At 54.3% G+C, this 19397-nt stretch carries 21 protein-coding genes; 12 read left to right on the top strand and 9 right to left on the bottom strand.

The window, feature by feature from the left end:
• Positions 1–14 precede the first annotated feature (14 nt).
• The 4 genes from ACWJ62_RS09100 (at position 15) to ACWJ62_RS09085 (ending at position 3179) form a co-directional block, all read left to right on the top strand.
• Entirely contained in the window at positions 15–506 is a 492-nt protein-coding gene (locus tag ACWJ62_RS09100; RefSeq protein WP_014578678.1) for a Fur family transcriptional regulator, read from the top strand.
• The gene (znuC, locus tag ACWJ62_RS09095; protein WP_449285891.1) at positions 499–1266 is read left to right on the top strand and encodes a zinc ABC transporter ATP-binding protein ZnuC; all 768 of its coding nucleotides are present in this window, start codon (positions 499–501) and stop codon (positions 1264–1266) included. Before ACWJ62_RS09100 ends, znuC begins: the two co-directional genes overlap by 8 nt.
• Complete coding sequence (gene znuB / locus ACWJ62_RS09090; RefSeq protein WP_449285890.1) at positions 1253–2065, top strand: zinc ABC transporter permease subunit ZnuB; 813 nt, start codon at positions 1253–1255, stop codon at positions 2063–2065. Before znuC ends, znuB begins: the two co-directional genes overlap by 14 nt.
• Positions 2066–2156: 91 nt before the next feature.
• The gene (locus ACWJ62_RS09085; RefSeq protein WP_449285889.1) at positions 2157–3179 is read left to right on the top strand and encodes a PAS domain-containing protein; all 1023 of its coding nucleotides are present in this window, start codon (positions 2157–2159) and stop codon (positions 3177–3179) included.
• Here ACWJ62_RS09085 and ACWJ62_RS09080 read toward each other — a convergent pair.
• Both ACWJ62_RS09080 and ACWJ62_RS09075 read right to left on the bottom strand, forming a co-directional pair.
• Complete coding sequence (locus ACWJ62_RS09080) at positions 3161–3409, bottom strand: CDGSH iron-sulfur domain-containing protein (RefSeq protein WP_449285888.1); 249 nt, start codon at positions 3407–3409, stop codon at positions 3161–3163. The genes ACWJ62_RS09085 and ACWJ62_RS09080 overlap by 19 nt on opposite strands.
• 63 nt (positions 3410–3472) lie before the next feature.
• Positions 3473–4555 carry a patatin-like phospholipase family protein gene (locus ACWJ62_RS09075; protein ID WP_449285887.1) on the bottom strand — a complete coding sequence of 361 codons (1083 nt, stop codon included), beginning with the start codon at positions 4553–4555 and terminating at the stop codon, positions 3473–3475.
• A gap of 195 nt (positions 4556–4750) precedes the next feature.
• On the opposite strand from ACWJ62_RS09075, the gene ACWJ62_RS09070 reads away from it, so the two are divergent.
• Positions 4751–5818: a GGDEF domain-containing protein gene (locus ACWJ62_RS09070; RefSeq protein WP_449285886.1), complete on the top strand. Its 1068-nt coding sequence runs from the start codon at positions 4751–4753 to the stop codon at positions 5816–5818.
• A 19-nt stretch (positions 5819–5837) separates the two neighbouring features.
• Here the strand turns inward: ACWJ62_RS09070 and ACWJ62_RS09065 are convergent, their stop codons facing one another.
• On the bottom strand, positions 5838–6758 hold the full coding sequence (locus ACWJ62_RS09065) for an alpha/beta fold hydrolase (protein WP_449285885.1): 921 nt from the start codon (positions 6756–6758) through the stop codon (positions 5838–5840).
• Positions 6759–6953: 195 nt separating this feature from the next.
• On the opposite strand from ACWJ62_RS09065, the gene folE reads away from it, so the two are divergent.
• The 5 genes from folE to ACWJ62_RS09040 all read left to right on the top strand — a co-directional run bounded on the left by folE (position 6954) and on the right by ACWJ62_RS09040 (position 11123).
• Positions 6954–7523, top strand: a complete 570-nt coding sequence (folE, locus tag ACWJ62_RS09060; RefSeq protein ID WP_449285884.1) for a GTP cyclohydrolase I FolE — start codon at positions 6954–6956, stop codon at positions 7521–7523.
• Between the two features lie 24 nt (positions 7524–7547).
• Positions 7548–7922 (top strand): dihydroneopterin triphosphate 2'-epimerase, encoded by a 375-nt coding sequence (gene folX, locus ACWJ62_RS09055; RefSeq protein WP_008172757.1) that lies wholly within the window; start codon positions 7548–7550, stop codon positions 7920–7922.
• Between the two features lie 23 nt (positions 7923–7945).
• A complete protein-coding gene (locus ACWJ62_RS09050; protein WP_449285883.1) occupies positions 7946–8383 on the top strand; it encodes a CoA-binding protein in 438 nt (145 codons plus the stop codon).
• A 107-nt stretch (positions 8384–8490) separates the two neighbouring features.
• Positions 8491–10758 carry a bifunctional diguanylate cyclase/phosphodiesterase gene (locus ACWJ62_RS09045; protein ID WP_449285882.1) on the top strand — a complete coding sequence of 756 codons (2268 nt, stop codon included), beginning with the start codon at positions 8491–8493 and terminating at the stop codon, positions 10756–10758.
• 50 nt (positions 10759–10808) lie between these two features.
• On the top strand, positions 10809–11123 hold the full coding sequence (locus tag ACWJ62_RS09040) for a hypothetical protein (protein WP_449285881.1): 315 nt from the start codon (positions 10809–10811) through the stop codon (positions 11121–11123).
• A 182-nt stretch (positions 11124–11305) separates the two neighbouring features.
• Here ACWJ62_RS09040 and ACWJ62_RS09035 read toward each other — a convergent pair whose 3' ends face one another.
• Together ACWJ62_RS09035 and ACWJ62_RS09030 are read right to left on the bottom strand one after the other, a co-directional pair.
• Positions 11306–11884, bottom strand: a complete 579-nt coding sequence (locus ACWJ62_RS09035) for a hypothetical protein (RefSeq protein ID WP_449285880.1) — start codon at positions 11882–11884, stop codon at positions 11306–11308.
• Positions 11823–12212 (bottom strand): DsbA family oxidoreductase, encoded by a 390-nt coding sequence (locus tag ACWJ62_RS09030; protein WP_449286170.1) that lies wholly within the window; start codon positions 12210–12212, stop codon positions 11823–11825. Before ACWJ62_RS09030 ends, ACWJ62_RS09035 begins: the two co-directional genes overlap by 62 nt.
• Before the next feature lie 357 nt (positions 12213–12569).
• On the opposite strand from ACWJ62_RS09030, the gene ACWJ62_RS09025 reads away from it, so the two are divergent.
• Entirely contained in the window at positions 12570–13106 is a 537-nt protein-coding gene (locus ACWJ62_RS09025) for an RNA polymerase sigma factor (protein WP_449286169.1), read from the top strand.
• Between the two features lie 459 nt (positions 13107–13565).
• Positions 13566–15242 (top strand): methyl-accepting chemotaxis protein, encoded by a 1677-nt coding sequence (locus ACWJ62_RS09020; RefSeq protein ID WP_449285879.1) that lies wholly within the window; start codon positions 13566–13568, stop codon positions 15240–15242.
• A gap of 65 nt (positions 15243–15307) precedes the next feature.
• On the opposite strand, the gene ACWJ62_RS09015 is transcribed toward ACWJ62_RS09020, so the two are convergent.
• Genes ACWJ62_RS09015 through ACWJ62_RS09000 form a run of 4 tightly spaced genes read right to left on the bottom strand, consistent with a single transcriptional unit; the run spans position 15308 to position 19388 of the window.
• A complete protein-coding gene (locus ACWJ62_RS09015; protein WP_449285878.1) occupies positions 15308–15997 on the bottom strand; it encodes a DUF1989 domain-containing protein in 690 nt (229 codons plus the stop codon).
• Between the two features lie 8 nt (positions 15998–16005).
• The gene (codB, locus tag ACWJ62_RS09010; protein ID WP_449285877.1) at positions 16006–17307 is read right to left on the bottom strand and encodes a cytosine permease; all 1302 of its coding nucleotides are present in this window, start codon (positions 17305–17307) and stop codon (positions 16006–16008) included.
• A gap of 28 nt (positions 17308–17335) precedes the next feature.
• Positions 17336–18508, bottom strand: a complete 1173-nt coding sequence (locus ACWJ62_RS09005) for an ABC transporter substrate-binding protein (RefSeq protein ID WP_449285876.1) — start codon at positions 18506–18508, stop codon at positions 17336–17338.
• Positions 18509–18521: 13 nt separating this feature from the next.
• The gene (locus ACWJ62_RS09000; protein WP_449285875.1) at positions 18522–19388 is read right to left on the bottom strand and encodes a polysaccharide deacetylase family protein; all 867 of its coding nucleotides are present in this window, start codon (positions 19386–19388) and stop codon (positions 18522–18524) included.
• Positions 19389–19397 lie beyond the last annotated feature (9 nt).

Here is a 19397-nt window from a genome sequence, read left to right as displayed (position 1 = left end):
GCAGGATTTCGACCATGTCTGCCCGCGCTATTCCCTACCGGCCTCACAACCACGATGCCTGTGTCAGTCAGGCCCTGACTGACGCCAGGACCATTTGCCAGCGGCAGAATGCCCGACTGACGCCCATTCGGGAACGGGTGCTGGAGCTGATCTGGCAATCCCACAAGCCGCTGGGCGCCTACGATGTGCTGGCAGAGCTTTCTTCCGATGGTCATAACGCCGCTCCGCCCACCGTTTACCGCGCACTGGATTTCCTTCAGCAGCATGGGCTGGTGCACCGCATCGCATCGCTCAACGCCTTTATCGGCTGTACCCACGCGGGTGAAAGCCACACCGGCATGTTTCTGATCTGTCGCGCCTGCGGCAATGTGCTCGAACTAACCGCTCCAGAGGTGTCAACCGAGGTTCGCAAAGCCGCATCCGGGGAAGGCTTCCGGGCCGAGACCACGACGCTCGAAATTGCCGGCCTTTGCCCCCGATGCCAGTCGGAGCCGGGCCATGACTGATCCTCTGGTCAGCCTGGAGAACCTTACTGTCCGGTTTGACGAGCGCCCCGTGGTTGACCGGGTCAACCTGAAGATTCACCGTGGCGACATTATCACCATCATTGGTCCAAACGGGGCGGGCAAGACGACACTGATCAAGGCAGTACTGGGCATCCAGAAAGTGTCTGAGGGTCAGGTGTCCCTGAAAAAGAACCTGGTGATCGGTTACGTTCCGCAGCATCTGACGCTTGAGGCCACACTGCCTCTGAGCGTCAAGCGGTTCATGCTGCTCAGTGGCCGGTCCCTCGCGGAATGTGAGTCTGCCCTTGCCCGCACCGGCGTAGGACACCTGCTGCATGCCTCCGTGCACCACCTCTCCGGGGGGGAGAAGCAGAGGCTGTTGCTGGCTCGGGCCCTGGCCCGCAAACCGGACCTTCTGGTCCTTGATGAGCCCGCCCAGGGCGTCGACATCAATGGCCAGGCGTCATTGTATGATCTGATACGCCAGTTAAGGGACGACCTGAACTGCGGGGTTATCATGATCTCCCACGACCTGCACCTGGTCATGGCAGCAACCGACAAGGTTATCTGCCTGAACCAGCATGTCTGCTGCAGCGGCTACCCCGAGGACATCTCCCACGACCCGGCCTTCATCGAAACATTCGGTCGTCCCGTGGCAGAGTCCCTCGCGGTCTATCACCATCACCACAACCACAGCCACGATCTGCACGGGGATGTCGTTGAGGGCAGACACACGGAGTGTGACCATGCCCATCATTGATGCGATTCTGGACGATTTCTTCTGGCGCGCCCTGATTGGCGGACTCGGCGTGGCCCTGGTGGCCGGGCCATTGGGTTGTTTCGTGGTCTGGCGACGAATGGCCTATTTTGGCGATACCCTGGCGCACTCGGCCCTGCTCGGCATCGCTCTGAGCTTCCTGATCAGCGTACCGCTGAACCTCGGTGTGATCATTATCTGTGTGGTGCTGGCCATGGCACTGGTACTCCTGTCACGAACCCGGACTCTGGCAACCGATACCCTGCTGGGCATACTGGCCCACAGCGCACTGGCCATAGGCCTGGTAACCCTGAGCTTCATGCCGGATGTCCGCGTCGATCTGACCGGCCTTCTGTTCGGGGATCTACTGGCCATGAGCCGTGACGACCTGCTGTGGATCTACGGCGGCGCGGCACTGATCATTGTGCTGCTTGCCGTGCTCTGGCAGGGATTGCTGATGAGCACGATTCACGAAGAACTCGCCCGGGTGGAGGGTGTTGCAGTAGAGCGTCTTCGCCTGGTTCTGATGCTGATGTTCTCTCTGGTCATCGCCGTAGCCATGAAAATCGTCGGCGTCCTGCTGATTACCGCACTGCTGATCATTCCTGCGGCAACCGCCAGGCGCCTGGCCCACAATCCGGAAATCATGGCGGCCATGGCAGTCGGGTTCGGGTTTGTCGCGGTGAGCGGAGGTCTGAGCCTGTCCTGGCACCTGGACACACCGGCCGGCCCTTCCGTTGTTGTGACAGCTTTTGCCGTGTTCCTGCTGGTCTACGGCGCAGCTGGCAAAGTCCGGACCTGAGCATTTCCCTCTCTTCACAAGCTGGACTAGAGTATAGGAGTAAAGTTGGTCTGTTCTGAGGGTACAGACCCAGCCGCAAAGGACGCCCGGCATGGAAAGCTCGACTCCAGCCCGTTTCCGCAGACCGGTACTATGGCCAGGAACCTGGATTCCCCTGCTTCTGGTCGCAGCCGGGCTGCTGGTAACCGGAATTACTGCAAACATTGAAGCACGTCGGGCCATGGCGCTTGCCGAAGCGCGTTATCACGCCCAGCATCAGGCTCTGGTGAATCGCCTGCTGGCCAACGTACCGGACCAGTCTTTGGTGGGAGACAACAACCAACCCGTGTCGGCCTGGCTCCAGGCTCTGTTCAGCGACACCCTGCCGGATTCCCTCGGACTGCGCATCGACACCCTCGAACGACATACCAAGATGCCGCTGCTGGAACTGGGCACCAACGGTTCGGTGGACCCGACACGGGCGCTGCGTACCGAGGTTTCGCCAATAGATCAGAACTGGATACTCACTACCGTACCGTCTCCGGAGGGACTAGAGGCGGTCGCCCACGCCTCCCGACGAACCGTCTGGATAGCCGGTGCAGCCCTGTCGGTCTTCGCGGCCGCCCTCACCCTGGTGCTGAACCGGCGGCTACACCGGCAAACACTTCACATTCGTGGTCTGGAGCAAAGAGAAATTGGTGCTGACCATCAGATCGCCAACTTTCAGGTCGAAAAATCGATACTTCGGCGGGCACTGAACGATAGTGAGCAGCGGAGCCGGGATCTGGTGGCCCTGTCCGGAGCGGTCATATGGGAACTGGACGAAACAGGCAGGATCGGCTTTGTTTCACCGCAAATCGCCGAACTTCTCGACCAGGCACCCGCCGATCTGGTCAACCAGCCCCTGGAGGAGCTTGTTGCACCGGCGTCCCGGGACAATTTCCGGCGAGCCCTGGCGGCCGCCCGGAGTGACAGTTCCATTGAACGGGTCGATCTTTCCCTGGTCCATCGTGACCAGGAGACGGAGGTTCCAGTGGTACTCAGGGTTCGGGCGCTGAAAGACCCGGTCCACGGCCTGTCAGGCTTCAGGGTAAGCACCCTGCAGCGAATGGCGCCCTACTCGAGCGTCTTGTGACTACCGTCGCAAAGAGGGGCATTACCGGTTTGCTTGCATCCGCAGAACCACACCCACTCTTTCTTTTCCGCCTCGTATTTGACCGGGGTTATCCCGGTCCCCTTGTGGGAGCCGTCGCAGAATGGCTGGCTGCCGCTGCGGCCGCAGGCACACCAGAAGTAGTTCTTGCCCGCCTCAACCATGACAGAGAAAGGTGTCTTGCTGGCGACCACCGGTTTTTCATCCGACATAATACATTCCCCGATTCGTGACTTTACTGCACCAGTATAGCCACTCTTTCGGAAACTCTGTGTTCAGAGCGGCCTGATGACATCGGCCAGGCGCCCGGTTTCGGTGAGCTCCATAAACTCATCGCCAAGGCGATCACTCTCGGCAATCGCCGAACGCCAGGCCCGTTCCCGGCCTGCATCGTCACCAACATAGCGCTCGAAATCCTTCCGGTCCGGGAGCTTGCAGTCAGGCAGGGAATCCAGATAGCTTTTTGACGGCGCAACCAGCAGCACGTCCTGCAACCGGGTGGCGTCGCCCCGCCGCCAGGGCAGGGACTTGTCGAACCAGCCGGGGACCACCTTATCGGTGAAATGCGGGTAGAGCACCACGCCAGGCTGCTGGTAAGGCAGATCCAGGTGGTAGTCCAGCAGACCACCGTCTCGATAGACCCCCTCGGGCGCGCCGGGGATATTGCGGACACCGGACATCACCAAGGGAATAGAGGCGGAAGCCAGCAGAGCAGGCAACAGGTTGTCGCGGGTTAACGCAACTTCGTGGCTGGGGAAATCCACCAGTTTGGACACAGGCGCTTTCAGGCGGACGTCATGGATGATGCCCCGTTCCATGAAACGGCCCAGATGACGACGGCTGACCATATTGGCGCTGATCGCGCTCATAAGGCCGAGACCCAGCCGGCCCCGGGCGTCTTCTGCCAGCATGCCAAGGCTTCGAACGACCACAACGTTCAGTCGGTACCATGGGTGGTTCAGAATGGCGTCTTCCCGCCCACCGAGCAGCTCTTCCAGAAACAGCACGCTCTTGCGGCTCACTTCCGCAGCGCTGACACCCTTGGCAAAGCGTTGTGCGGTATAGAGTTCCGCCAACCGGGCGAGCTGGGCTTTCGGGTTATCGGAGGAGGCCACTGCGGCGAATCGCCAGCTGCCGATCGACGAGCCGATCAAGGATCGCTCCTGCGGAACCCTCGGCAGCCAGTCACCAAAAATAGCTTTATCCAGGCCACTTATTCCCAGAGCCTTGGGGCCACCGGCAGCACCCGGAATAACATGCACGTCCTCTGGCGAAAGCGGTTTTTCCCTGAGGCGCTCCATCGCGCGCCGGCCTGCCCGGATCGTCAGGGCTGGTTCTCGGGTGTGAATAGCAGTCATAGGATGGTCCCTGGGCGTGTCCCTGAATCAGTCCCGCGGAGTTTAGCGAAGTGGACAAGCTGCGGCCAACTGAACAAAACTAATGGTGGTCAGAAACGGCGCTATCTGCTTCATTAAATGAACGGCCATGCTAGACTCCAAGACTGTCCCGGCACCGGACGCGGGCGGATACGACTCAAACAGCGGGAGTATGCTGTGAATTTTTCGGTACCACCCTCCACACTTGCCACCAACCCGACACTCGCGGTGCTGGGGTTCAAACGCCAGTTGGTCTATCACCTGCATTTCTGGGCATTTATCGCAGTAGCGCCCCTGGTTCTGGTGCAATGGCAGCAATCCCATTATCTGCTTTCTGCGGTATTGGTCCTGTTCTGCACGAACGCCCTGCTGGTTATCGCATTCCTGAGATTCCGAGGCACCTACTTCCTCAAAGGCCGCCTGTTCCCTCTGCTCGCCGTGGTCAGTGCCGCCTACTCCACACACATCAATGGCCATGCCGGCCTCTACTGGGCCTACCCTGCGGCCACGGCCCTGTTCTTTTTACTACCGCTCAAGGAGGCCATTGGAAGCAACATAGTTTTTGTTGTCGTTATGGCCGTCGTGTCCTTTTTACGATTTCCAGAGGCCGACTTCTGGCGGATAACCTTCTCGCTCGGTCTCACGTGCCTGTTTGCCATGATTTTCGCCTGGCTGGTGGGCAAGCTTCAGCAGGAACTCACGCGGCTGGCAACCACCGATCCCCTGACCGGCTGTCTGAACCGCTCGCAACTGGCTGACATCCTCAACGGTCAAATTCAGATGCGGGAGCGGTATGAGCGGGTCTCCAGTCTGATTCTGCTGGACCTTGACTACTTCAAGACGATCAACGATCAGTGGGGTCATTTGGCCGGCGACAAGGTGCTCACGGAAATGGCACTGCGCCTGAGATCCCGCCTGCGCGAAAGCGATCAGCTGTTCCGGATTGGTGGTGAGGAGTTCATGATCGTGCTGCCGGAAACCCGCCAGAAAGATGCCGATGTGCTTGCGAATCAGCTTTTGACCAGCATTAGCGCACGGCCATTCATGGAAGATATCAAGGTAACCGCCAGTGCCAGTGTCGCCGAGGTCAGCAAGGGTGAAACCTGGTCAGTCTGGCTGAACCGGGCGGACCAGGCACTCTACGAAGCAAAATCCCGGGGTCGCAACCAGGTCGTCAACGCGGCCCGGCCGTTACCGGTTGTAGGCCGGGGTGCCGAGGATATGCCCGATTCCGCATCGGGCTGAGGCCAGCGCGACCCGGAAGCTAACCCTCGCAGCGCTTGCGAAACTCCCGATAGGCACTGAAAACGTCCCAGGGGCACTCTAGATGGGGGTAGTGTCCGATGTTCCTGAGGGTGACCACATCACCATCGGGTATCAGTTCCCTGTAGCGTCTGACCATGCCGGCACCCGAGACCGGATCGGCGGTACCCGAAATCAATCGCATCGGCTGCGTTGCCTTCTGCAGCGCGCCAACCCACCGGTTGCGGTGACAGCGACGTTCTTCCATAAACTGGATCAGATGATGCAGTATGCCCCGTCCGTTGTTGTAGGTCAGCAGGTGCCAGAAATCCTCCATATCCTGTCGATCAGGCGGATTCTGGCTACCAAATAACCGGCGGAAGTTTCGCTCGAAACTGCGTCGGGTCAGGCCCCGGCTGATCAGCCCTCCAAAGGGACTCCCCAGCAGCTTCTGAATAAGCAGGGGATTATGGACCTCCGGGAAAAGGGCACCGTTGAGGAAACAGACACTCGCAATCCGGAATGTCAGCAAGTCCTCCTGCTCCCTCGCCAGCAGCTCCTGGGCCACACTGCACCCATAGTCATGAACCATCAGATGCACGGACGGCAGACCCAAACCCTCAATCCAGCCCTGAAACAGGTCGGCCTGGTCTTCAATGCTGTAATCATAATCGGCGGGTTTGTCGGAAAAGCCAAAACCCAGCATGTCCATGGCCAGCACGCTGTGCTGCTGAACCAGCATCGGCCAGAGTCGATTCCAGTCCCAGCTGGCAGTGGGAAATCCATGAATCAGCACCAGCGGTTCTCCCGAGCCTGCCATCCGGCTGAAGATGGCATGCCCCTCGAAACTGAACCACTTACCTCCCTGTTGCCACCCCTCTAGGGTGCCTTCCTCGCGCCCCGCGGCGGGAACCCCACCAACGGTCGGCATCACCTCATCCATGCATTGTCCCCGACGAACATTGATAGCCTGAAACTGTAGAACAAACCGGCCCCCACTGCCATAGCCCTACCGCCCAAACCACAGGGCGTGACAGCCAAAGTGGTCTTTTCCGACAATGCCTCCGTAAACGTAGAGATGGCGGGCAAATTGCCTTAAGCTTTGGGCCTCGTAAGACACTGCTAACCGGAAAAGACTATGAGTAAACTCCTTGACGACCTCTCAGGGCACTTCCGTGCCATCATCGATGGCCTGGGCGAAGACCCGGATCGCGAGGGTCTGCAAGACACGCCAATGCGCGCGGCCAAGGCCATGAAGTTCCTCACTTGCGGGTACCAGCAAGACCTTGGCGACCTGGTGAACAATGCGGTATTCGAATCGGCCATGGACGAAATGGTCGTGGTTCAGGATATAGAACTCTACAGCATGTGTGAGCACCATATGTTGCCGTTTATCGGCAAGTGCCACATCGCCTACCTGCCTCAGGGCAAGGTGCTGGGTTTGTCCAAATTTGCACGCATTGTCGACATGTATGCACGCCGCCTGCAAATTCAGGAAAACCTGACCCGCCAGATCGCCGAGGCCGTCGAAAGTGTCACAGGCGCCAAGGGCGTGGCTGTCGTCATCGAGGCCCAGCACATGTGCATGATGATGCGAGGCGTGGAGAAACAGAATTCCCGCATGAAAACCTCGATGATGCTGGGGCAGTTCCGCAAATCCCAAGCGACCCGCACAGAGTTCCTGACGCTGATCAGTAACAATCGCTGAACTATCTGACCCTAGGGAGGGCGCATGACAGACGTCAACGGGAATCACCTGGCAAAAGTCCGCATCAAGGATCTTCTTCTCAGGGCCTACATCGGCATCAAGGAAGAGGAAATCAATAACCAGCAGGACGTGTTGATCAACGTTGCGCTGACCTACGATGCGACGGAGGCTGTAAACCAGAATGAAATCTCCGCCGCCCTCAACTATCGCACCATCACAAAGCAGATCATTCACCACGTGGATGGCAATCGCTTCGCCCTGCTTGAGCGTCTGACCCACGAGGTTCTGACCATCGTCATGGAGCATGAAGCCGTGCAGTGGGCCGAGGTGGAAATCGACAAGCCTCACGCGCTACGCTATGCAGAGTCCGTGTCTGTCTGTCTGCAGGCACATCGTTAATCCAGCGAGGTTCCTCCAGCATCATGCCCAGCACCAGCCCGGAACAATTGCGTGACATCCTGACGACTGTCAGGACCATTGCCCTTGTCGGTGCCAGTGAAAAGACCAGCCGGCCTTCCCACGAAGTCATGGAATACCTTCAGGCCCAGGGCTATCGAATCCTGCCGGTCAATCCCCGCCTGGCCGGTCAGACCGTGCTTGGTGAAACGGTATACGCCGACCTCCGAAGCCTTCCCGAACCGGTGGACATGGTTGACCTGTTCCTGGCGCCGGAGCGCACCGATGCGATCATCGACCAGGCCATTGATCTGAACGTTCCGGTTGTGTGGCTGCAGATTGGTGTGATCAATGAGCAGGGTGCTGCCCGGGCAGAAGCTGCGGGGCTAAAGGTGGTCATGGATCGTTGTCCAAAGCAGGAAATCCCTCGCCTGGGTATCCGCAGGTTTTCGGAGCATCCCTGAAACCTGATCTAAATCATGCACTGCGTCACACTTTCTCCACTCTTCTGTAACCGGTCTGTCAGGTCTGACATAATCAGCTGACATCAACAGAAGACTGGAAAAGCCCTGTGGATCAACCTGCATCACCCCCCAAAGCCGTTATATCGGGCCTCCTGAGCCCGGCGTTTCCGGTGGTGATTTTCCTGGTTTTCCTGGGTCTGGCAGCCGGCCTGCGCTTCGGGCTGGTGCAGCAGGACAAACGTCAGATAGAAGCAAACTTGGCCAACGAAGCCCGGGCTATGGCCAACCACCTTGAGCGGGAATTCCTGGTCCATGCCGAAGCAATCCGGCGCATGGCTGAAAGACTCGAGACAGCCCCGGACATCACCGAACAGGAGTGGCGCCAGGACGCCCGCAACTATCTGGATGATTTCGGGGTTTACCAGGCCATTGAATGGATCGACTCTGATTTCGTTATCCGCTGGCTGGAGCCATTCACCGATAACGAGGAAGTCATCGGCTACAACGTTGCCTTCAACGAGGAACGGCGCAAGGCGCTGGAACTGGCGAAGCAGTCCGGCACCTGGGATCTCTCAGGTGTCATCAATTTGCGCCAGGGCGGCAAAGGCATGGTGATCTATGCGCCTGTGGGAGCAGGCCCTGAGAACAATGGCTTCATGGCAGGCGTGTTCAGGATGGAAGTGCTGGCCCGTCAGCTGCTCACCGAACGGGTTCTGGAATCCTTCCGGATTGAGATTCGCGAAGCCGGCGAAGTGAGCTATGAACTGAACGTGTCACAGCCGGTCAGCAGCGAATTTTCGCAACGCCAGTCCGTGAATCTGCCAACGCTGGACTGGACCCTGACACTTCGCCCGTCTGTCGAGTGGGTGGAGAACCAATACAGCGACTGGCCGGCCCTGACCTTTACCACGTTCCTGTTGATGGGTCTTCTCACCAGCCTGACCACGTTACTGGTACAGCTGATTCTGAAGCGCAATCAGGCCCTGCTGAAGACCCGCCGGGAACTGGATCAGGAAATCGAACAGCGCACCGCGATCCAGAAGGACCTGGCGCGACTGGAATCCACCGACACCCTCACCGGCCTGGCCAACCGTCGATTCTTCATGGAAGACCTGTCTCACACCCTGAACATTGCTGACCGCCAGATGCGCCAGGTTGCCCTGGTGATGCTGGATCTCGACCGATTCCAGATGCTCAACGACTCGCTTGGCCACCAGTTCGGGGATGAGCTGCTGATCAAGGTGTCCGAGCGGCTCAACCGTTTGAGCAACGAACGGCTGCTGGTGGCCTACTCCGGAGGCGATGAGTTCATGTTCTGTCAGCAGCAGGTAGACGGCATTGACGACATCATTCACCTGCTGGGCCAAATCAAGCAGTGCTTTGACCAGCCCTACGACGTTCAGGGCCAGTCTCACAGCATTACCGGCACCATGGGCGTGGCGGTTTATCCGCAGAGCGGTCTGGACGCGGATACGCTGTTGCGCAATGCCGACATTGCCCTGTATCGCGCCAAGGAGCAGGGCCGGAATACCTACCAGTTCTATACCGAAGGCATGCAGGAACGGGAAGTCATGCGCCTGGAGCTGGACAAAGACCTGAGCCAGGCCCTGGCCAACAACGAATTCGTGCTCTTCTACCAGCCTCAGTTGAATCTGGACACCGGTGAAATCCAGAGTGTTGAAGCGCTGATACGCTGGCGCCATCCCCGCCGGGGCCTGCTTCCTCCCGTGGAATTCATTCCCCTGGCTGAGGAGAGCGGCCGGATCACCGATATCGGGCGCTGGGTAGTGATGGCCGCCTGTCGGCAGCTGGCAGCATGGAAAGGGTCGCCACAGGAAGGCCTGCGCATTGCGGTCAATCTCTCGGGCCGGGAGCTGGACGATGAGGATCTGGTGGATCATATCCGCGAAGCGCTGGCCGCAGAGAATGTCCCGGCGGATCGTCTGGAGGTTGAGCTGACCGAGGAGATATTCATTCAGAATATCGAGCACAATCGCAATCAGCTCTCCCGTCTGCATCAGTTGGGAGTGAACCTGGCCATTGATGACTTTGGTGTCGGTTATTCGTCTCTCGGCTACCTGCGGGATTTCCCGGTCGATCTGCTGAAGATCGACCGCTCGTTCATCACGGAGGTCACCGAACGCCACGACGATGCCGTCATTACCCGGGCGGTGATCAATCTGGCGCACAATCTGGGTATTCAGGTGGTTGCCGAGGGTGTGGAAACCGAGGAGCAACTGAGCTTCCTGAAAAACCAACGCTGCAACTTTGCCCAGGGTTACCTGATCAGCCGGCCGATCCCGGTCGCTGATCTTGAGAAGGCGCTGGCCTCCGGCGTTCTGGTGGCGGGTATTACCGCCGATTCCGGATTGTAATTCCCCCCGGCCGTCCCCAAGATACGGGTAAATCCTCCAGGTGAGATTTTATGGCTGCGCAATACCTGACACCGGAACAGGACGATAAGATTCGCCAGTGGGAACGCTGGAACCGGAACTATTTTATTTTTGCTTTTGTGGCGCTGACCATCATTCTCGTGTTCAGCAGCCAGCTGGGGTTGTCCAGCGGTGAAAGCTGGGGCCCCCTGGGTGTTCTGATCGCCGCCCTGATCACGCCCATCATTGTTCTGCAGCTTAAGCTGGCGTGCCCGGCCTGTGGCCAGAAGATTGGCTGGCAGGCGAAGCTGATGGCGCCGGATCAGTGCAAGACCTGCGGTACGTTTTTGCGTTCCCGGGATCAGTAGGCCTTCTGTGAACCCCATCACTCTGAAAAAGGAGCAAGGCTTGACGGATGACTGGCTTCGCAGAGTGACTGGGGAAAACCCTCCGCTCTAGTCCTCATTCAGAATTTCAGGCCCGTTGCTCAGGAGTTTACGATACGAGCTCTCGGAATCTGCTGGAGTTCACTTCCCGGTTAAATGCTTTGCTATATACTTTTTGCTACAGCAGCGTAGCTAGCCAATGCATTAGCTCTTGATACAGAAGGCGGCGATGTAAAGAAAAGCTCACCATTCTCAAAAGAACGTTTCATTTCCCCATCTTTCATAGAAGAAGTCATATCCTCATATTCTCTATGAAACCAGTCAGGCACTTTTTGAGAGTTGATCATGATTTGATGCTTGTTCAATGTGACACTGCTGCCTGCGAATGACGTACCGCTGTCTTCAGCAGCTTGCGAAAAAGCTTCTTGGAACGCCTTTCCGGCGGCCACTACACTATCATCTGAAATCAAAAGGCCCTTTGCCGACCATTCTTGCATCGTGTCTATGCCAAGAGCCATTCTACCCAGCGTATAGGTCCCAATCTCCCCAGTTACGCTTATTAACCCGCCATTTAGTGGCTCTCCCGAGGTAAGGGATTTAGCCTCTTTGCTGATTCGCACAGTGCCCTCAGGAGGCTCCTCTTTCGGCAAATTATTGCCGCCTGTTGCGGCAGGCTTTGTACTATTTCCCGTAAAACCAGTCTGATTTATCGCAGACAAATAACCTGTATTGTTCGATATCATGTTTATTGCTCCTCCCATTTCTCGGGGGAGCAATATCAATGCCGCTTTCCCACTGAATCACAGCAGTCCTCGCCTGCAATACAATAATCACCGGTGGCGACACCGTATGGTAAAAACGCCGTTGGATGGAAGCCAAGACTTCTTCTGCTTTCTCCGCATTCAGACCAACGTCCGCAGCGATATCGACAAGAACTTCAGTCTGACCAATATCACGATCCTCTTGGAAGAATGCCCTCAACACGCGCCCGGAGTAATCATGGTCGAACCCCTGATCTTGAGCAAAAGCGAGCAGTTCAAACGCCTTATCAGTCCGTGGCTGCGGAGAAATTTAGGGCTGTTTCAACACATTGGCATCAGCTTATAGCTTGCGCCCCCGCCCCTGTTCATCCAATGCGATAACTGTGCTTTAGCCCGCCAATCGACCAAAAACAATAAACCCAGTCAAACAGCATTATTTGACTATTGCATTCAGTAAACAATTCAACCAAAATATTCACACGTCGGGCGTTTTTGTCCCCTCGTTTCACTGGCAGTCCCGTGGCAGAGGTTTATCAACAAGGTCGAGCGGAGCAGAACACATTCAAGCTATTGCATCTATCGAGGTTCGAGAATGATTTCGTCAAATTCATCACGACCCAAAACTACGTCTCCAGTACCGAAGTCGGAAACTGAGCTTGTGGAAGAAATGAAAGAGGGCAGACCAGAGGCTTTTGCGGAGGCGTATAAACGCTACCAACCCTCAATGGCTCGCATAGCCAGAAGGCTGTTGGATCGCAGCCTTGCAGAAGATGTCGCCCATGAAGCCTGGTTGGCGGCACTCCAGAGGATTACAGGATTTGAGGGTCGGTCGACGCTTCAAACGTGGCTGTGCCGAATTACCTTAAACGTGGCATTCAATGCGCTCCGCAAAAGTAAACTAGAGGTCCAGTTAACACCACATTCTCATGATTTGATGGAAGAGCAAAACCTTGATCTGGCACCCGCCCAGTCTTTGCCATTAAGTGAGCCGGAGATGGCAACTCATTTAGCAAGGGTCCGAAGCCGTGTAGACGTGCAGCTAAAGAAGATGAGTCGTACTAACGCCAATGCTCTATACCTCACAGGTACGTCCTCAATGAATGGCAATCAAATCTCCGAGATTTTCTCTATTTCGCACTCAAATTTGAGGGTTATCCTGCATAGAGCAAGGGCAGATTTGAGCAAGACTATTAGCGTTAACTAGAAAGACAAACCTCTTTAACACAATAGAGTGATATCACTACGCTCGATCACGGTGACCTGCTCGGGGCGGTCTGTGCTGAGACGAACACACCGCTCCAACTCCACACTCTCCAGAATTCCACTGGAGTGACTAAGCTGTCACTGGGTAGAGGGCCCCGCCGAACCGCCCATTCGATACCAAGACTTTTCTTCAAAACAACGCAAGTTGTTGTACCAGCTGTTTTCCGGATTCTTAAAGGACATTCGTTTCTCGCAAGACCCCAAAATGATTTCGCGAGCACATCCCGCTTTTGGTTCCGGTTAAAACCTAATGCGTAAAATAGACTTTTTCGACTATTGGGCGCTATAGTCGTTTTAGTGATATCATCCCGTTAGTTATGACACTAACTAGTGATGACGGTCACCGGTTACCGCCCGGTGAATTAGGTTTGCCAACGGATTCCATCAGGTTTAAGAAACAATGAAACGAATCTCCGATCTGAAAGTCAGCACCAAGATAACCTTGTCGGTCGCGTTACCTTTGCTAATTCTCTCAGGACTACTCACATACATAGGCGTGACCCGGCTCATCGAATACAGCGAAGAAGGGCTGGATTCTCTCGAAATCGAACTTGTAGAGGCCAGAAAAGCAGGTCTCCAGCAGCTTGTTGAAGCTGTCACAAGCGCAGCAATGGATCTAAAGAATGAGAGCCCGGGATCTGTCGAAGAGCAACAAAGGCGTGTTATTGAATTTCTGAAATCAGTTAGCTTTGGTGGTCAGAACTACGTCTTTGCGTACAACCGCAAACTGGAGTACCTGACGGTGCATGGCGACCCTTCGAAAGATGGCGTCACCGAGGATAGTAAAGTCAAACGGCTTCTTAAAGACCTCTTTAAATCCGCCGAAGACAACGGTTTCCATTACTTCGAATGGGGAAACCCCGCCACCGGAAACATTGAGCCTAAAGTCGCTTACGTGAGGATCATTCCAGGATGGGATTGGATGGTCGGTGCAGGCGTCTATATGAAAGATATTTCGGAGCAGGTAGAAGCATCTGGTCAGAGAAGCCAAGCGACTATCGAATCCGTGAGCTGGAACATGATCGTCATCTCCTTGGTGGCTTTCGCTGGGTTCGCAATTCTCGGCTTTATCGTTTCAAGAACAGTAACAAAGCCCTTACATCAGACAGTAAAGCTTATGGAAGAAATTGCTGTTGGGGACGGGGATCTGGGTTCTCGTCTCCCCGACACCCGTCAAGATGAGCTTGGAGAAATGGCCCACTGGTTCAATCTGTTTGTAGATAAAATAAAAAACGTCGTCATCGATGTCTCCGAGACATCCCGATTGCTCAAAGATGACACGGACCTGCTTGATAAAAACGTCCATGAAACCCGGCGCTCCATCAATATCCAAGAACAGGATACAGATCAGGTTGCGGTTTCTCTGAGCGAGCTAGCAACGACGACCCAGCAGATTGCTGAGAACTGCAATTTCGCCAACTCCGGCTCGGCGGATGCTGAGAACCTTGTCAAAAATGGAGTGTCGCTTACGTCGTCTTCCATGGAACAAATGGCGGAGCTGAATACCAACATTTCAGAAAGCGCAAGAAAGATAACGGGTCTCTCAGAGCGCTCCAAAGACATATCTCAAATCTTGGACGTTATTCATTCAGTGAGTGAGCAGACGAATCTTCTCGCCTTGAATGCTGCAATCGAAGCTGCCCGAGCGGGAGAGCACGGCAGAGGCTTTGCGGTTGTGGCAGATGAGGTTCGTCAATTGGCCAGCATGAGTGCCGAATCTGCCGACAGCATTCAGGAGCTATTGGAGCAATTCATTGAAGAGACGAAAGACGCAGCCGTCCAAATGGAACTCATTGAGCAAAAGACAAACCGAACAAATGGCTCAATAAAGAATGCGGAGGAATCGCTCAAAGGCATAGCCGTTTCGGTCGAGAGCATGCACGAGCAAATTACCCAAGTTGCGACAGCTACCGAAGAACAGAGCAGTGTCGCTGAGGAAGTAGCTCAGAACCTGGACCGAATTGTTAACACAACCAAAAACAACAGGGCCAGTATGGAGTCAATCTCGTCAACGAGCGAGAGCGTAAAGGAATTGTCTGAGCGATTGAGAAATCTAGTAGAGCAGTTCAAACTCTGAGTTATCGGTAGAGGCTACAAACACTCCATGTTTGCAGCCTCTACCCTTCAAACCCTCAACGGGCCTTAACGAACCCTGAAATAGAGGTCATAGATCTCTCTATCGTCACCGTTTACCGGTGTGATGTCCTGAGGGCAAGCAGACATCGCAACGATCAGATCCTCTAATGCCTCAAATTCGATTACATCTCCCGGCTTTGAAATCGGTGCGAGAAACTCGATGGCCCCATCATCATCAAGCCCAACATTCATCCATAAGTTCAGAGGCGATGGAAGATGCGTAGCGGTCTCACCAATCGCAGCAAGCGCCATCCTCAGGTTATCAGTACAGTTATCGTGATAGCCATCAACGCCCAGCCCCTTGTACCGATTGAGATCACAGGAAGCGATTAGCATGTCATGAACACCCGGAGATGTGTCACTAAGCACCTTCAACACGGGACGCCGCCAGTTCGTGACCAATTCGTCCTGTTCCCTGATCGAGTTCCTTCCCAGATGAGTCCTGCAATGCTCCATAGATAACGATTCATGCAGGTTATCTTCCTTAAACGCCCAGAAATCACAGACCTGGCTCCCGCTGTCATTCCTCAATTCGAGCGTGTTGCCTTTTTTCAGGCGCACGGCCACACCGCAACGAGCCGGAACTCTGTACCATTTTCGCAGGTTGGGAATCCCATCTGGGGAAACTGCGCTAGTCAGAGAATCGTTACTGCCTTCGGCGATCCCCGGAGCAAAACTGAGAAAGTTCTCGTTCATGATGATTTCTACGCCTCTGCTGATTTCGGAACGGCCCTTTTTGCTACCTTCTCAAGGGCGGCGGTCAGAACTGCATAGCTAACGATGGTCGCAACGATGGCATTCAAAGGTGCGACACTGAAAACACCCGTGTCTGGCGATGCCACCGAGACGGCAATTGCAATTAACCAGGCGACGATCGCAACTCCGTTGAATCTTTGTGGCTTAAAGCTCTCAACGGATGGGTAATTTGTTCTGGCGCGGAAGAAGAAATCGGCAATGATGATCCCACCGATCGGCGGCAGCGACACGCTCAGGAAACTGAGCCATCCTATGAAGTTGTTGTACAAAAAGTCCGATGCAACTGTACCGAATATGCCAGCAGCCCATACCAGGTGGGATCGCTTCAGGCCCGTAATATTCACCAACCCAAGACCTGACGCGTAGAGTGCGTTGTCGTTGGTTGTCCAGATATTGAGGACCAGCAAAATAATCCCGGCACCCAACAGGCCTTGAAGAGCCAGAACCTCTGCAATGTCCGAGACCCCTGTGGCGATTGCGCCGACAGCGCCAAAAATGAACATCAGGCTGTTACCGAAAACGAACCCGATTGCAGTAGAAAAAACACCGATTCGCTTATTCTTTGAGAAGCGCACAAAGTCCGGAGTAAGCGTCGCCCCACTGATGAATGAACCAACCGCGAGTGACATCCCGACAGCAATCGTCATAGACCCGCTGGGCTCTGAGAAAAGGATCGTATCGATGCCTTCGGGAGCGTCAAATATGGCCTTGAAGACAGAAGTAAAGCCGAGAATAAGTATGGCAGGAACCGCAATCATGCTGAGCAATTCAATGGCTTTGAAACCTACCGCTACGGTATAGGTCATTGCCAGACCGCCGACCAAGAGAAGAGGAACATAAGGGATGCCCACATACTTGGTAATGGGGGCAGACAACATCGCTATTCCTACACCGAACCATCCGATTTGCGTTATGGCCAGCATGAAAGAGGGAAGCTTCGACCCTTTAACGCCGAAGGAATGCCACAATAAAACATGGGTTGAGAGGTTGGTTTTAGATGCAGCGTACGCCAGGAGTGAGCCGTATATCCCAAGTAGCAGGTTGCCACCAAGAATAACCAGCAAAAGATCTGGCCAAAGACTGAAGTTCTGGCCTAGCGTGCCGCCGGTCCACATGCTCGACGCAAAGAATGTGAATCCCAGCATCACCGCTGTCATAGAAATAAAGCCCCTTCTTGCATTGAGAGGGACCGCTGTTAATGCGTAGTCACCATGACTCTCCAGCTCGTCTTTGTTAGTTTGACTGTTCATAGCCTTATCCTTGTAGTTTGATCAAACTTCATTCTTGAACGTCCAACCATCGTCTTGAGAGATAGTTGTGTTCGTCCATCACCGAATTCCAAATTGCTATATTTGATCTGCGCTCGAGATAGTTTCCGCCTTCGTGCACCTCCCCTGGGTCAATGATTTTGTTGCCAAACGGATCTTTAAGAGATTTTTTGGTCTCGCGACCTTCGTACCAATAATTCCATTCATCCTTCTCCAGAAACTTCTTGGTGCTTTTCGGGTTTGCGACATATGCACCGTTTCTTGTCATCGAAGCGCCGGCAAATCCGTCAAGCCACCAATTCAGGTACCGATATGCCATATCAAGTTTTTTACCTTGCGCTTCACTGGATATTGAGAGCCCACCAAACCAGCCTCGGTATCCCTCTTTTGGCGTGCACATATTGATGTTTATTCCGAGGCGGCGAAGATAAACAAATCCTTGCCACCACATGCTTGATATTTGAACTCGTTTAGCATTGATTGCATTAGCCACTTCGGATTCTTCTTTCCAGAACTGTGCAAAATGCTTTTTCTTTTTTAATCTCAAAAGAAAATCGATCAATTCGTCTATTTCAGGAATTTCAAAGTTTCCCGCATCCTTAAAACTTTTCCCGGAGTACGATTGGTAGGCGAGATAACAGTCGATGACACCGATTGCCGCATCATTCTGGATGCTCACTTGGCCGGAGAATTCGGGATCAAATAAAGCTGCCCAACTATTGGCGTAGTCCGTTTCCTTGCCGACCATGGCAAAAGTGTCGGCGTTGTAGACCGTTGGCAACATGCTCAGATTTTCCGTGCAATCTCCGGTTAAACGGTCCCCTGAATCGATAAAAAGTCTTGAAAATGGACTTCCTCCGGGAGTTCCCTTGGAGTCGCAAGAGACTTTCAAACTATTGAGGGATTCAGATATATCATCCCAATTAGCAATCCTGTTGATGTCTATCGCTTGTAAGCTTTTAGTCGGCCAAATCAAATCCAGGTCGTGAAACCACTGATCGTATACATCAAACTTGTGGGGACTTAGTGCAGCAACCCGCTGCGCCTCAGTACCGTCCAATGTGATGTACTTAATTGGAAACCCAAGATCTGACTCAGCCTTTTTCTTTATTACTTCCAGATGCGTAACTGATGTTCCCAAGACTGTTAATTCTTCTGTATTGCTATTTTTTATAGTCTTCATCACATACTCCATTTCACATATAGGAAGGTGCTTGTTCCATAATTTCTTTAAAAGTACAGAACTCAACACCCTCGTGACTTAACATGTAATCAATTAACCTTTCGTGCATAAGAAGGACTTGAGGCCTTCCCGAAACATCTGGATGGATCGTCATTGGAAAAACCGCAAAATCGTATTCTCGATAAACCCAATCAAACTGGTCCTTCCACAACTCTTCAATTTGCCGCGGTGTGACAAACCCATGGCTGTTTGCCTGGTTTTTCACAAACATCATCGGGACTTCATCGTCCAGGTACCAATTTGCAGGGATCTCAAGAAGGTCAGTCACCTGCCCTCTTTCGATCGGTTTCATCCACTCTGCGGCATCCTTTGAGTAGTCGATCTTCGTCCAACGATCATTCTTTCTTAGGTAATAGGGCTGGAAGTCGTGGTGCATCAGGCTGTGGTCGTACTTGATGCCGCGAGAAAGCAAAAGATCGGCGGTGTTTTTGCTGAATTCCCACCATGGTGCGACGTACCCAACAGGTCGCTGTCCGCTGAAGCGCTCCACCAAATCAATGGATTTGTCCAGAACGTCGCGCTCTTGCTCATATGTCATTGAAATAGGGTTTTCATGGCTGTAGCCATGCAGCCCTACCTCGTGCCCGGCCTCGACTATTTCCATGAATTGCTTTGGAAAGCTTTCAATCGAGTGACCAGGAACAAACCAGGAGGCTTTAATCCCGAATCGGTCGAATAGATCAATCAGTCGCGGAGTGCCAACTTCACCCGCGAAAACGCCTCTGGAGATATCGCTGGGTGAATCTTCGCCTCCATAGGAGCCAAGCCAACCGGCGACGGCATCAAGATCTACTCCATAAGCAACCATTATTTTTTTCATCGGTATCAC

The sequence above is a fragment of the Marinobacter sp. PE14 genome (genome assembly GCF_053566155.1).
The sequence above is the reverse complement of the archived record's forward strand: the minus strand, read 5'-3'. Positions and strand labels throughout refer to the sequence as shown.